The following is a 12,383-nucleotide window of genomic DNA, read 5'->3' as shown; positions in this document are numbered from 1 at the left end:
AAACCTCGGGGATAGCGGGTGGGCGTGTCAGGTGGCGGCCTGGGGATAGCTCCCCAGGACCTTGACGGTATCGGCACTGGCGCGCAGCTGCTCCAGGCAGTCGCGGATCAACGGGTCCTGCTGGTGCCCGACCAGATCGAGAAAGAACACGTAGTTCCACGGCGTGCAGCGCGAGGGGCGCGACTCGATCCGGGTCAGGCTGATGCCGGCCTCCGCGATCGGCTTGAGCAGCGAATACAGCGACCCCGGCCGGTTGGCGGTACTCAGCATCACCGATGTACGGTCCGCCCCGCTGGGTTGCGTGGTCCCAGAGCCGATGATCAGGAAACGGGTCGTGTTGTCGGCGCGATCCTCCACATGCGGGGCCCGCACCGGGACGTCGTAGTGTTCGGCCGCCGCCTGGCTGGCCAGCGCCGCCGCGGTCGAATCCTGTGCCGCGATCTCGGCCGCGCGGGCGTTGCTGGAGACCGCCTCGCGCTCGGCATGGGGCAGCTCGCTATCCAGCCACTGGCGGCATTGCGCCAGCGCCTGCGCATGCGCGAGGACCCGCCGTACCTGCCCGAGATCCTCGGCCCGGGACAGCAAGTGGTGGTGGATCGGGGTCACGACCTCGCCACAGATCTGGAGGGAGGAATCCATGAAGCAGTCCACGGTGTGGGTGACGACCCCCTCGGAGCTGTTCTCGATGGGAACCACGCCGAACTGCGCGCGCCCGGTCTCCACCGCGCCGAACACCGCATCGATCGAGGCCAGCGGCTGGGTCTCGACGGCATGGCCGAAGTGCTTGCGCGCCGCCAGGTGAGTGAAGGTCCCCACCGGTCCGAGATAGGCGACATGGAGCGGATGCTCGAGCGCCAGGCACTCGGACATGATCTCGCGGAACAGCCGCGTGATGGCCTCGTCGGACAGCGGGCCGGGATTCCGTTCGCGCACCCGCCGAAGGATCTCGGCCTCGCGCTCCGGACGGTAGAACACCGGGTCGCTCTCCTGGCTGCGCTTGACCCGCGCCACCGCCTCGGCGCAGCGGGCGCGCTCGCTCAGCCGCTCCAGGAGCTCGGCATCCAGCGCGTCGATACGCGCGCGCAGGGCCGCGAGGTCTTCGCGGTCCTCGGCGGATGGCGACGAATGCGGATCCCCGGCCATCGCCTATAGCACCCGGGCCCGCAGCACGCCGTCGATCCGGTGCAGGGCGTCCAGGGTCTCCGCGTCGGGGTGGCCGTCCACGTCCATCAGGGTGTAGGCCAGATCGCCTCGGGAGTCATTCATCAGGTGCAGGATGTTGATATTCGATTCGCCCAGCGTGTGCGAGATGCGCCCGACCCGGTCCGGCAGGTTCCGGTTGATAATCGCGATGCGGGTATCTCCCTTGCGGTCCAGCACCAGGGTCGGCAGGTTCACGGAGTTCACCACGTTGCCGTTCTCCAGGTAGTCCCGGAGCTGGTCGGCGATCATGACCGCGCAGTTCTCCTCGGATTCGGTCGTCGAGGCGCCCAGATGCGGCAGGGTGATCACCCGCGGGTGCCCCACCATGCCCTGTACCGGAAAGTCCGTGATGTAGGCATGCAGTCGATCCGCATCCAGCCCTTCGCGCACCGCGGCGTCATCCACGATCCCCTCGCGGGCCAGGTTGAGCACCATCGCCCCGGGGTTCATGCCGGCCAGCGTCTTGGCGTTCACCAGGTTGGCGGTATTCTCGGTCAGCGGCACGTGTACGGTGACGGCGTCGGCCCCTTCCATGGCCGCCTCCACCGAGCGCGCCCGCTCGATGCCGGAATCCAGGCGCCAGGCGTTTTCCACCGTGACCTTGGGGTCGAAACCGACCACTTCCATGCCCAGCGCACGGGCGGCATTGGCCACGCCGACCCCGATCGCCCCCAAGCCCAGCACGGCCAGACGTCGGCCCGGCAGTTCGAAGCCGGTGAACTTCTTCTTGCCCTGCTCCACCGCGGACATGAAGTCTTCCTTCGAGGGGTCCAGTTCCTGCACGTAGCCAGCCGCCGGCAGCAGGTTGCGGGCACCCAGCAACAGCCCGGCGATGACCAGTTCTTTCACCGCATTGGCATTCGCGCCGGGGGCGTTGAACACGGCCACGCCGCGCTCGGACAGGGCCGCCACCGGGATATTGTTGACCCCGCTCCCGGCGCGCCCCACCGCCAGGACCGAATCCGGGATCTCCACCGAATGCAGATCGAAGGAGCGCAGCATCAGCGCGTCCGGCTGATTGATATCCGAGGCGACCTCGTAATGGTCACGCGGGAAACGATCCAGCCCGCGCACGGCGATGTTGTTGTAGGTCTGAATCCGGTACATCACGACCTCCTCGTCCGGTAGCGTCCCCGGCAACAGCGATTCGACGGGATCAGGCGTGGCGGTTCTCGAAGTCCGCCATGAACTCGATCAGCGCATCCACGGCGCTCTCCGGAACGGCGTTGTAGATGCTGGCGCGCATGCCGCCCACCGACCGGTGGCCCTTCAGCGAGGACAGGCCGGCCGCATCGGCCTCGTTCAGGAAGGACCCGTCCAGGGCGTCGTCCGCGAGGATGAACGGCACGTTCATCCAGGAGCGGGCCGCGGGCTCCACCGGGTTCCGGTAGAAGGCGGAATTGTCGATGTACTGGTACAGCTTGGCCGCCTTGCACTGGTTGATCTCGGCCATCGCCTCCAGGCCGCCCTGCTCCAGCAGCCACTCGAATACCAGCCCGGCCAGGTACCAGCCAAAGGTCGGCGGGGTGTTGTACATCGAGTCATTCTTCGCCTGCAGGGCCCAGTCCAGCACTGCCGGCACGGGTGCCTGGCGCTCGCGTTCCAGCAGGTCGTTGCGCACGATCACCACGGTCAGGCCGGCCGGGCCGATATTCTTCTGCGCCCCGGCATAGATCACGCCAAACTTCGAGACATCGATCGGGCGCGACAGGATGGTCGAGGACATGTCCGCGACCAGCGGCACGTCACCCACATCCGGGATATCGGGAAACTCCACGCCGCCGATGGTCTCGTTCGGCGTGTAGTGCACGTAGGCGGCATTGGGGTCCAGGTTCCAGGAGGCACGATCCGGGATCGAGTCGTAGCCGCTTGCCTGCGAACTGGCCACGATGTTCACCGGCCCGTATTTCTGGGCCTCCTTGATCGCCTTGCCGGACCAGGCCCCGGTATCGATGTAGTCGGTGCTCTGGCCATTGGCCAGGTTCAGCGGGATGGCCGCAAACTGTCCGGTCGCCCCGCCCTGCAGGAACAGGACCGAATAGTTCTCGGGGATGTTCATCAGCTTGCGCAGGTCCTGCTCGGCCTTCTCGGCGACGGCCATGAACGGCTTGCCGCGGTGACTCATCTCCATCACCGACATCCCGGACCCGCGGAAGTCCAGCAGCTCGTCACGCGCCCGCTCGAGTACCGCCTGCGGCAGGGCCGCCGGCCCCGCGCTGAAGTTCATCACTCGCGTCATGCCTGTTCTCCATCGTCGCTGGATTCGGGACCCGTCTCCGGGTCCGCCCCGGTTTCCATCTCGTCGGATTCTTCGTCGCCGGCCTCGCCCTGCAGCTGGGCCACGCGGGCCAGCTCGACCAGGTTCTCGCCTTCGTCAAGCCGAATCAGCCGCACGCCCTGCGTATTGCGCCCGATCAGCGGAATCTGATCCACCGGCGTGCGCACCAGGGTCCCGCCGTTGGTGATCAGCATCACCTCGTCATCGTCCAGGACCCGCGAAGCCCCGACCAGCGGGCCGTTGCGCCCCTCGGTCTGGATCGCGATCACGCCCTGGCCGCCACGGCGGTGGACCGGGAACTCGTCGAAGCGGGTGCGTTTGCCGTAGCCATGCTCGGTCGCCAGCAGCGCCGATCCCTCGTCCACATTCAGCAGGGCAATCACCCGGTGATCGCCTTCCATACGCACCCCGCGCACGCCACAGGCGGTACGCCCCATGGCGCGCACATCGCTCTCGTGGAAGCGCACGGCCTTGCCGGCCGTGGTCACCAGCATCACGTCGAGGGTGCCGTCGGTCAGGGAGACGTCCACCAGGTGGTCGCCCTCGCGCAGATCCACGGCGATGATGCCGGAGGCCCGGCGGCGCGAGAAATCCGTCAGCGGTGTCTTCTTGACTGTCCCCTGCGCGGTGACCATGAACACATAGTGGTCCGGGTCGTATTCGCGCACCGGCAGGATCGCGTTGATCCGCTCGTCGGACTCCAGCGGCAGCAGGTTCACGATCGGCTTGCCGCGCGAGGCGCGCGAGCCCTGCGGCAGCTCGTAGACCTTCAGCCAGTACACCCGACCCCGGCTGGAGAAGCACAGGATCGTGTCGTGGGTGTTGGCCACCACCAGACGGTCGATGAAGTCCTCTTCCTTGAAGCTGGTCGCGGCCTTGCCACGCCCGCCCCGGCGCTGCGCGCGGTAGTCCGCCACTGGCTGGTACTTCACGTAGCCGGCGTGCGAGAGCGTGACGACCACGTCCTCCTCGCCGATCAGGTCTTCCAGGGTCAGGTTGGCCTGGCGTTCGCGGATCTCGCTGCGGCGCTCGTCGCCGAACTGTTCGGCCACGGCCAGCAGCTCGTTGCGGATCTCCAGTTGCAGGCGATCGCCGGAGCCGAGGATATCCAGCAGGTCGTCGATCAGCTCCAGCAGCTCGCGGTACTCGTCCAGGATCTTGTCCTGTTCCAGCCCGGTCAGGCGGTGCAGGCGCAGGTCGAGGATCGCCTGCGCCTGGGCCTCGGACAGGCGATAGCCGTCGTCCCCCACGCCGTATTCCGGCGCCAGGTCCTCCGGTCGCGAGGCGCTGGCCCCGGCGCGGTCCAGCATGTCGCTGACCACGCCCAGCGGCCAGCCGCGGGCCAGCAGGCCGGCCTTGGCCTCGGCCGGGTTGGGGGCCGCACGGATCAGCTCGATCACGGGATCGATGTTGGCCAGCGCGATCGCCAGGCCTTCCAGGATATGGGCGCGCTCCCGGGCCTTGCGCAGATCGAAGATCGTGCGCCGGGTGACCACCTCGCGGCGATGCCGCAGGAACGCCTCCAGCACCTGACGCAGATCCAGCACCTTCGGCTGTCCGTCGACCAGGGCGACGATGTTGATGCCGAAGACGTTCTGCATCTGGGTGTGCATGTACAGGTGGTTCAGGACCACCTCGGCCATCTCGCCACGCTTGAGCTCGATGACCAGACGCATGCCGTCCTTGTCCGACTCGTCGCGCAGCTCGGAGATGCCCTCGATGCGCTTCTCCTTCACCAGCTCCGCGATCTTCTCGGTCAGGCGTGCCTTGTTCACCTGGTAGGGCAGCTCGGTAACCACAATCGCCTCGCGCTGGCCACCCTCCAGCGGCTCGACATGCGAGCGTGCCCGGATCAGGACCCGGCCGCGACCGGTACGGTAGGCCTCGCGAACGCCCTCGATGCCGTTGATGATGCCGGCCGTCGGGAAGTCCGGGCCCGGCAGGTGTTCCATCAGACCATCGATGGAAATCTCGGGATCGTCGATCAGGGCCACACAGGCGTTGATCACCTCGCCCAGGTTGTGCGGCGGGATGTTGGTCGCCATCCCCACCGCGATCCCGGCGGAGCCGTTGACCAGCAGGTTGGGGAACTTGCTCGGCAGCACCGCCGGCTCGCTCTCGGAGCCGTCGTAGTTGTCGATGAAGTCGACGGTTTCCTTGTCGATATCGGCCAGCAGTTCCGCCGCGATGCGCGCCATGCGCACCTCGGTGTACCGCATGGCCGCCGGGGAGTCGCCGTCGATGGAGCCGAAGTTGCCCTGCCCGTCGGCCAGCATGTAGCGCATCGAGAACGGCTGCGCCATGCGCACGATGGCGTCGTAAACGGCGGAATCGCCATGCGGGTGGTACTTACCGATCACGTCACCGACCACACGCGCCGACTTCTTGTAGGGCTTGTTGTAGTCGTTGCCCAGCTCGCGCATCGCGTAGAGCACGCGGCGATGGACCGGCTTGAGGCCGTCACGGACATCGGGGAGGGCCCGGCCCACGATTACGCTCATTGCGTAATCGAGGTAGGACTGCTGCATCTCGTCTTCGAGATTGACCGGGAAGATTTCCTTGGCAAATTCAGCCATCGAGGGTTACGCCGTCCGTCTGAACAAGCTCGCGATCATACCACAGGGGTAACCACTGGGGCTCGGCTTTTCGCGCCTCAAAACGGTTCTCCGGGCCTCTCAGGCCCGAAGACCGTCCACCGGGGGCGCGTTTGAGCGCTCGTCAGTGAGCGGATGCGAGCGTCTCCGGGGCCGTGGGCTCGCGCAGCGCCGCGAGCCGCTCCGCCGTCGGCGCCTCCACGACCCCGCGTTCGGTGACGATGGCATCGATCAGCTCCGCCGGGGTCACGTCGAAGGCCGGGTTGTAGCCTCGGGCGCCTTCGGCCGCCACGCGCTGACCCGCCAGCGCCAGCACCTCGTCCTCGCCGCGCTGCTCGATGGGGATACCGGTCCCGTCCGGCATCTCGAAGTCGATGGTCGCGACCGGCGCGGCCACCATGAACCGGACCCCGTGGGCACGCGCCAGGAGGGCCAGGCCGTAGGTCCCGATCTTGTTTGCGGTGTCGCCATTGGCGGCGATCCGGTCCGCCCCGACAATCACCCAGCCGACGCGGCCCGAGCGCAACAGGCTGGCCGCGGCGCCTTCGCACAGCACCTGTACGGGGATCCCGTCATGTACCAGCTCCCAGGCGGTCAGGCGGCTCCCTTGCAGCCAGGGCCGGGTCTCGTCGGCGAAGACCTCCTCGATCCGTCCGGCATCCCAGGCGGCGCGGATCACGCCGAGGGCCGTGCCGTAGCCCCCGGTGGCCAGCGAGCCCGTGTTGCAGTGGGTCAGCACCCCCTGCCCCGGCTCGATCAGCCTCGCGCCGAGCGCGCCCAGCCGCCGGTTGCCGGCGATGTCCGACTCGAGCATCCACTCCGCCTCGGCCTGCGTCGCCGCGACCGCCGCCTCCGCGGACGGGCTCGCGTCCACCAGCGCCTGCATGCGATCCAGCGCCCAGAACAGGTTCACCGCCGTGGGACGCGCCGCGCGCAGGGTTTCGATATCCGCCGCAATGCTCGCACGCCAGTCGTCCCGCCCGGTCGCCCGCTGGCAGGCCAGTACCACCCCGAAGCCCGCGGTAATCCCGATCGCCGGCGCCCCGCGCACCACCATGTCGCGGATCGCGGCGGCCACGGCCGGCGCATCCCGGTAACGCTGCCAGAGGTTCTCGCCCGGCAGCCGACGCTGGTCGAGCAACTGAAGTTCGCTGTGGTGAAAGCGAATCGGGCGAATGGTGTCGGAGTGTTCACGGTTCATCCCGTCATTCTACCAGCCCGCCTGCGGTTTCGGGCCCGCGCGGACAGCCTGGCGGCAGGGGCGCTCCGGCGTCTGGCGCGGGCCGCCACAACCGCCGGGAACCCGCCCGGTGGCCGGGCCCGACCTTCAGTTCCGTATCCGCCTCAAGCCGCAGGGCCCCCTGGCGGCCGGTCTCCTGCAGCGGGACGCAGGCCCTGTCCAGGCGCTGGCGTGCCGCGCCGGCCAGCCCCCTGCCCTGCGCATCGGTGCTGGCCCAGGCCATGGCGGGGCGGGCGTCCTGCAGCCAGCCGCGGCTCAGGCTGTCGGCGCCGGCCCCGCGGGGCACGACCAGCAGGTCGCTGCTTCGCTGTTCCGCCCCTTCCTGCATCAGCACGGCCTCGCCCAGGCCGCCGAGCCCGCCGGTCAGTACCAGCCGCACACCGCCAGCCGTCTCCACCGCCAGCACGCAGGAGGCCGAGGCGCTCCCGTCCCAGCCGGCGGGTGGATGGAGAATCTCGAAATCGACGCCATCCCATTCCCAGACCTCGCCTGCCTCGCAGGGCCGTTCCCCGGGTCCTTGCGGGCGGCGCCGCAGGACCTCGCCCACAGGTAGCGTCGCGCGTACGGCGGCGGCCCCGCCGGAATGCGCGGCATGCTCGTGGCTCAGGATCATGCGGTCCAGGCGGCGTACCCCCTCCGCACGCAGGCTCGGAATCACGATCTGATCCCCCGCGCTGTAGCCCCCGGCGCGCCCGGGACCGGCATCCCATAACAACGCATGGTGGCGGGTCTGCAGCAAGAGCGACTGCCCGTTCCCTACATCCAGCAGAAGCGCCCGTACGCTGCCCGCATCGATCTGCGGACGCATGGGCAGGGCCAGGGCGATGCCGGCCAGCACCACCCACGGAGCGGCGAGGCGCAGGCGCGGCAGCAAGGCGACCAGCACCGCGACCCCGCCCAGGAGGCTGGCCGCCAGCGGCACCCGCCGCTCGTCCACCAGCACGGGCACGTGCGAAAGGCCGTCCAGTAGCCCGACCAGCAGCATCAGGATCCCGTCGCCGAGATGCAGGAACGGCTGGCCGAGCGGTGCCCACAATGCCGCCAGACCGGCCCCGACCAGCAACAAGGGCAGCACCAGCAGGCTGATCACCGGCACCGCCACCAGATTGGCGACGGGCGCCACCCAGGACCCCAGCTGGAACCAGGCCAGGCTGAGGGGAAGCATGGCCAGCGCGAGCATCACCTGAATGCTGCCGGCCGCGCGCCAGCCCGGACGGCCCGAACGGCCCTGCAACAGCAGAAGAATCACCGCCACGGCGCCGAAGGAAAACCAGAAGCCCGGAGCCAGCACACTGGTCGGCCGCCACAGCACCACGGCGATCGCCGCCAGCATCAGTCCGCGCCAGGCAAACGCCTCGCGCCGCCACAACAGCGCGGCCATAAAAGCCGCCAGCATGATCAGCGCGCGCTGGGTCGGAATGCTGAAGCCGGCCAGCGCGGCATAGAGCGCAGCCCCGGCGAGGCCCGCCAGCGCCATGAAGGCCGGCTTGCGTATCCGCGCCTGCACCGGGACGAGCCCGGACCAGGCAAGCCCCGCGAGCAATCCGACAAACCCGGCGACGAGGCCGACATGCAGGCCCGAGATCGCCATCAGGTGGTTGGTCCCGGTCCGCAGGAAGGCCTGCCACTCCTCGTCGGTCATGCCCTGCCGGTCGCCGATGACGAGCGCCTGCACCAGCCCGGGGTGGCGCAGCCCCGGGGCCGCCTGTTCCAGGCGCTCGCGCAGCGCACCGCGCATGCGATGCAACCCGGCCCGCCAGCGGGCGTCCTGAATCCGGGGTGCCCGGGCGTCCTCTAACGCCTCGAAGTCGAGCAGTGTCGCGGATCCATGCAGGCCCTCGCGGTAGTACCAGCCGGCACGATCGAACCCACCCGGATTCGCCGGCCCCCGGGCCGGCCGCAGGCGCAGGGTCATGTAGCCATGCGATCCCGCCTCGAGATCGGGGCGCGCGGGGTACGTCGAAACCAGCAGTTCGCGCGCCCGAAACGCTTCCGGTCCCGATCGGGTCGCGGCCACCCGTATCCGGAAACGGCTGCGACGTTCGCCATGTTCCGGCAGACTGATGATCGTGGCGAACACGGTGGCCTCCTCCCCGGCCAGGGCGGGAGGCAGCGCATGTTCCAGCCAGGTGTCCGCGTTCTGCTGGACCAGCCCCCAGGCGAGCAGCGCACCCAGCGCCAGCGTCCAGGGCCAGAGGCCCGGATAGCCGAGGCGCCGCAGGCCGAGTCTGACGCCCGCGGCGGCCAGAAACAGGGCCAGTATGGGTCCCGGCATCAGCGGAACCGGTTCGGGCAGCCGGTGAAGGCCCCACGCCGCCGCGATCAGCCCGAGGGCAAAGCCCGTCACAAAAGGCCTCGTTGACCGGGCGCCATGGCCGGACCGGATTTGGCTTGCCCCGCCGACCATGGTCCCGCACGTACAATAGCGGCGAGAATGCACGGCAGGTGCGCGGCGGCGCACCCACGCACGACGGACCATCGGCAGCCCGGTACATGGCAAGACACATCATCAAAAAGATGTTTCCCGGCATGGAACACATGCGCGGGCACAAGGCGCTCGCCCCGCTGGGGCCGCGCCTGGGTTCGCCGGATTTGTGGCATCTGAACCGCCGCTCCGTGGCTGGTGCGTTTGCCGTCGGGCTCTTCGTGGCCTTCCTGCCATTGCCCATGCAGATGCTGATCGCGGCCGCCGTGGCCGTGCTGGTCCGCGTCAATCTGCCGATCTCGGTGATCCTGGTCTGGATCTCCAACCCGGTCACCATGCCGCCCATGTTGTATCTGGCCTACACGATCGGGCGCAAGCTACTGGACGAACCGCGTCGCGACATCCATCTGGACTGGAGCTGGGAGTGGTTCTCCACGGAGCTGCTGACGATCTGGCAGCCCCTGCTCCTGGGCAGCGTCCTGCTCGGCGCGGCAGCCGGCCTCTCGGGGTACTTGCTGGTGCGTTTCCTGTGGCGGCTGAACGTCGTCCAGCGCGTGCGCAGCCGGCGTTACCTGCGACGGCTGCGCAAGGAAATGGCGGAACGCCAGGCGGCCGCGCGGCGGGATGGCCGCCCGCCGGATGACCGGGGCGCCTGAAGCGAGAGAGACACGCGGTCTATTCGTGCGTGGCGAGCTGACCGTCGAACGGTTGCAGCTCCAGGTGGCCCTTGACCAGTTGGACCGAGCGATCAAGCTCGCGCGCCAGGGTGATGTCGTGGGTCACCAGGGCCAGAGCGGTCCCGGTGGAACGGTTCATCGCGCGCAGCAACTCGAACACCTGCGCCGCCCGTTCCTGATCCAGGTTGCCGGTGGGTTCGTCCGCCAGGATGGCCGAGGGGCGCGTCACCAGCGCCCGGGCGATCGCGACCCGCTGGCGTTCGCCACCGGAGAGCTCCGCGGGTTTGTGTTCCAGGCGGGGTTCCAGGTCCACCTGGCCCAGCCAGTGGCGTGCCTCGGCCCGGGCCTTGCGGTTGGAGACCCCGCGGATGAGCAGCGGCAGGGCCACGTTCTCCACCGCGGTCAGCTCGGGCAGCAGATGGTGAAACTGGTAGACGAAGCCGAGGTGCTGGTTGCGCAGGTGGCCACGTCGGGCCTCGCTCATGCGGGTCCAGTCCATTCCCAGCAGGCGCACGGACCCCGCCGTCGGGCGGTCCAGCCCGCCCAGCAGGTGCAGCAAGGTGCTCTTGCCGCTCCCCGAGGCCCCGATGATCGCCGTCTGGTCGCCGGGCTGCAGGGCAAAGTCCACCCCGCTGAGAACGGCCACGTCCAGCTTGCCGTCGCGGAAACGGCGCTCCAGACCGACCGCCTCGAGGACCGGGGTGTCGTGATCAGTCATAGCGCAGCGCCTCCGCCGGCTGGGTGCGGGCGGCACGCCAGGCCGGGAACAGTGTGGCCACCACGGTCAGCAGGAAGCCGAGCACCCCGACCCGGAGCACATCCGCAAGCTTGAGCTCCGAGGGCAGGTCGCTGATGTAGTACACCTCGGCGGACAGGAACTCGATGCCGGAGACCCGCTCGATGAAGGGGACCACCACGTCGATGTTCGCGGCCAGCGACACCCCGGCGATGGTGCCCAGCAGGATCCCGATCGCCCCGATCACCACCCCCTGGACCATGAAGATCACCATGATCCCCGCCGGCGACAGCCCGAGCGTACGCAGAATGGCAATGTCTCCCTGCTTGTCGGTGACCAGCATGATCAGGGTCGAGACGATGTTGAAGGCCGCGACCGCGACGATCAGCGACAGGATGATGAACATCACCATCTTTTCCATCTGGATCGCGCGGAACAGGTTGGCGTGCTGGCGTGTCCAGTCGGACACCCGGAAAAGCCCGTCCAGCTGGGCCGCCACGTCGCGGGCCACCACACCCGCCTCCATCATGTCGGTCAGGCGCAGCCGCAGCCCGGTCACCTGTTCGCCCATCTGAAACACCGCCTGGGCGTCTTCCAGGTGGATGAACGCCGTCCCGCGGTCGTACTCGTACATCCCCACCTCGAACAGGCCGGAGACCTCGAAGCGGCGCATGCGCGGCATCACGCCGGCCGGCGAGACGGAGGCCTGGGGCGCCATCAGGATGATCGAGTCGCCGACCCGGACGCGCAGTTCGGCCGCCAGTTCCCGCCCGAGCACCACCCGGTAGCGCCCGCCCTCCAGGCTGCCCAGCTCGCCCTGCAGCATGTGCTCGGCAATGCGCGCGACGCGCTCCTCTGCCTCGGGCTCCACGCCCCGGATCAGTGCCCCGGAGATATTCCCGCGCGCACTCAGCATGGCCTCGCCCTGGACATACGGCGCGGCCGCGACCACGCGCTCGTCGATCTCCGGGGCCTCGCGCTGCAGGCGTTCCCAGTCCCGCAGCCCGCCATTGGCCTCGCGGATTGTGGCATGCGAGGCCATGCCCAGGATGCGGTCGCGCAACTCGCGTTCGAACCCGTTCATCACCGACAGCACCGTGATCAACGCCATCACGCCCAGGGCCAGCCCGATGATGGACACCACCGAGATGAACGAGATGAAGTGATTGCGCCGCTTCGCGCGCGTGTAGCGCAGGCCGATGGCGAGGGTCAGGGGGCGAAACATCGCGA

9 protein-coding genes are annotated in these 12,383 nt (G+C 68.8%); 1 reads left to right on the top strand and 8 read right to left on the bottom strand.

Annotation, left to right across the window (positions count from 1 at the left end):
- Positions 1-27 precede the first annotated feature (27 nt).
- From pheA to H609_RS0105650, 6 genes are all read right to left on the bottom strand, one after another.
- The gene (gene pheA, locus H609_RS0105675) at positions 28-1,143 is read right to left on the bottom strand and encodes a prephenate dehydratase (RefSeq protein ID WP_018875459.1); all 1,116 of its coding nucleotides are present in this window, start codon (positions 1,141-1,143) and stop codon (positions 28-30) included.
- 3 nt (positions 1,144-1,146) lie between these two features.
- Positions 1,147-2,310 (bottom strand): phosphoglycerate dehydrogenase, encoded by a 1,164-nt coding sequence (locus H609_RS0105670; RefSeq protein WP_018875458.1) that lies wholly within the window; start codon positions 2,308-2,310, stop codon positions 1,147-1,149.
- A 49-nt stretch (positions 2,311-2,359) separates the two neighbouring features.
- Positions 2,360-3,442 carry a 3-phosphoserine/phosphohydroxythreonine transaminase gene (serC, locus tag H609_RS0105665; RefSeq protein WP_028484513.1) on the bottom strand — a complete coding sequence of 361 codons (1,083 nt, stop codon included), beginning with the start codon at positions 3,440-3,442 and terminating at the stop codon, positions 2,360-2,362.
- Positions 3,439-6,057, bottom strand: a complete 2,619-nt coding sequence (gyrA, locus tag H609_RS0105660) for a DNA gyrase subunit A (RefSeq protein WP_018875456.1) — start codon at positions 6,055-6,057, stop codon at positions 3,439-3,441. The genes serC and gyrA overlap by 4 nt, the downstream gene beginning before the upstream one ends.
- Positions 6,058-6,199: 142 nt before the next feature.
- Positions 6,200-7,276, bottom strand: coding sequence for an S-methyl-5-thioribose-1-phosphate isomerase (gene mtnA / locus H609_RS0105655; protein ID WP_018866289.1), 1,077 nt, complete (start codon positions 7,274-7,276; stop codon positions 6,200-6,202).
- Positions 7,277-7,280: 4 nt separating this feature from the next.
- A complete protein-coding gene (locus H609_RS0105650; RefSeq protein WP_051206755.1) occupies positions 7,281-9,593 on the bottom strand; it encodes a DNA internalization-related competence protein ComEC/Rec2 in 2,313 nt (770 codons plus the stop codon).
- Between the two features lie 215 nt (positions 9,594-9,808).
- Here H609_RS0105650 and H609_RS0105645 point away from each other — a divergent pair, with 215 nt between their 5' ends.
- A complete protein-coding gene (locus tag H609_RS0105645) occupies positions 9,809-10,396 on the top strand; it encodes a DUF2062 domain-containing protein (RefSeq protein WP_018866287.1) in 588 nt (195 codons plus the stop codon).
- A gap of 19 nt (positions 10,397-10,415) precedes the next feature.
- On the opposite strand, the gene H609_RS0105640 is transcribed toward H609_RS0105645, so the two are convergent.
- A complete protein-coding gene (locus tag H609_RS0105640; RefSeq protein WP_028484511.1) occupies positions 10,416-11,135 on the bottom strand; it encodes an ABC transporter ATP-binding protein in 720 nt (239 codons plus the stop codon).
- Positions 11,128-12,378, bottom strand: a complete 1,251-nt coding sequence (locus H609_RS0105635) for a lipoprotein-releasing ABC transporter permease subunit (RefSeq protein WP_018877378.1) — start codon at positions 12,376-12,378, stop codon at positions 11,128-11,130. Before H609_RS0105635 ends, H609_RS0105640 begins: the two co-directional genes overlap by 8 nt.
- Positions 12,379-12,383: the final 5 nt, after the last annotated feature.

It is taken from the genome of Thioalkalivibrio sp. ALE17 (assembly GCF_000425605.1).
Taxonomy (GTDB): domain Bacteria; phylum Pseudomonadota; class Gammaproteobacteria; order Ectothiorhodospirales; family Ectothiorhodospiraceae; genus Thioalkalivibrio.
The sequence above is the reverse complement of the archived record's forward strand: the minus strand, read 5'-3'. Positions and strand labels throughout refer to the sequence as shown.

What these genes read in the sequence shown, in the direction of transcription:
- H609_RS0105640 (WP_028484511.1), bottom strand. Translation starts at nt 11,135, where the DNA reads ATGACTGATCACGACACCCCGGTCCTCGAGGCGGTCGGTCTGGAGCGC.
- H609_RS0105670 (WP_018875458.1), bottom strand. Translation starts at nt 2,310, where the DNA reads ATGTACCGGATTCAGACCTACAACAACATCGCCGTGCGCGGGCTGGAT.
- gyrA (WP_018875456.1), bottom strand. Translation starts at nt 6,057, where the DNA reads ATGGCTGAATTTGCCAAGGAAATCTTCCCGGTCAATCTCGAAGACGAG.
- H609_RS0105635 (WP_018877378.1), bottom strand. Translation starts at nt 12,378, where the DNA reads ATGTTTCGCCCCCTGACCCTCGCCATCGGCCTGCGCTACACGCGCGCG.
- serC (WP_028484513.1), bottom strand. Translation starts at nt 3,442, where the DNA reads ATGACGCGAGTGATGAACTTCAGCGCGGGGCCGGCGGCCCTGCCGCAG.
- mtnA (WP_018866289.1), bottom strand. Translation starts at nt 7,276, where the DNA reads ATGAACCGTGAACACTCCGACACCATTCGCCCGATTCGCTTTCACCAC.
- H609_RS0105645 (WP_018866287.1), top strand. Translation starts at nt 9,809, where the DNA reads ATGGCAAGACACATCATCAAAAAGATGTTTCCCGGCATGGAACACATG.
- pheA (WP_018875459.1), bottom strand. Translation starts at nt 1,143, where the DNA reads ATGGCCGGGGATCCGCATTCGTCGCCATCCGCCGAGGACCGCGAAGAC.